The organism is Methylobacterium tarhaniae (genome assembly GCF_001043955.1).
Taxonomy (GTDB): domain Bacteria; phylum Pseudomonadota; class Alphaproteobacteria; order Rhizobiales; family Beijerinckiaceae; genus Methylobacterium; species Methylobacterium tarhaniae.
Genome location: NZ_LABZ01000393.1, coordinates 1 through 755, shown reverse-complemented (window position 1 = coordinate 755; position 755 = coordinate 1). Strand labels below are relative to the sequence as shown.

Annotated in this window: 1 protein-coding gene; it reads left to right on the top strand. The window is 73.8% G+C overall.

Annotated features, from left to right (window positions below; all coding sequences use genetic code 11):
• Positions 1 to 139 precede the first annotated feature (139 nt).
• Positions 140 to 755, top strand: a 616-nt coding sequence (locus VQ03_RS30235; RefSeq protein ID WP_048454638.1) for an ABC transporter permease, incomplete at its 3' end; no start/stop codon positions are given.

Here is a 755-nt window from a genome sequence, read left to right as displayed (position 1 = left end):
ACGAGGGCGCGGTGCCGCTGCCGCGCCCGCGGCCGCCGGGAATCCGCTACGATCCCGCCTTCGGGGCGGTGTGCCGGTCGCTCCGCGCGGCCATGGATGGCCCCTTGGACGGGGCCGATCCGGCGATCGGGCGGGCGGCGTGAGGGCGCGGATCGCCTCCGCCCTGCTGCTGGCGGCCCTCCTGATCGCCTGGGAGGCGTGGTGCCGGTCCGGGCGGGTCTCGCCCCTCGTCCTGCCGGCGCCCTCCGCCGTCACCGAGACCCTGTGGGGCGAACTCGCCTCCGGCCGGCTCTGGCCGCATCTGCGCGTCACCGTGACCGAGATGGCCTTGGGGCTTCTCGCCGGGACGGGCTTGGGCCTCGGCGCCGGCATCCTGCTCTCGGAATGGCCGGCTTTGCACCGGGTGCTGCGCCCCTACGTGCTGGCGAGCCAACTGGTGCCGAAACTGGCGCTCGGCCCCCTGCTGATCCTGTGGTTCGGCTTCGGCCTGACCCCGACCGTGGTGATCACGGCGCTGATCTGCTTCTTCCCGCTCTTCGAGAACACCCTCACGGGGCTCGACCAAGTGGATCCCGGCCAGCGCGAACTGTTCCGGATGCTCGGGGCGGGCCGGATCCAGACGCTGCTGCGCCTCAAGCTGCCCGCGGCCTTGCCGGTGATCCTGGCGGGGTTCCGCGTCGCCATCGTGCTCGCCCTCGTCGGCGCGGTGGTGGGCGAGTTCGTCGGCGGGCGCCAGGGCCTCGGCGCCTCGATCA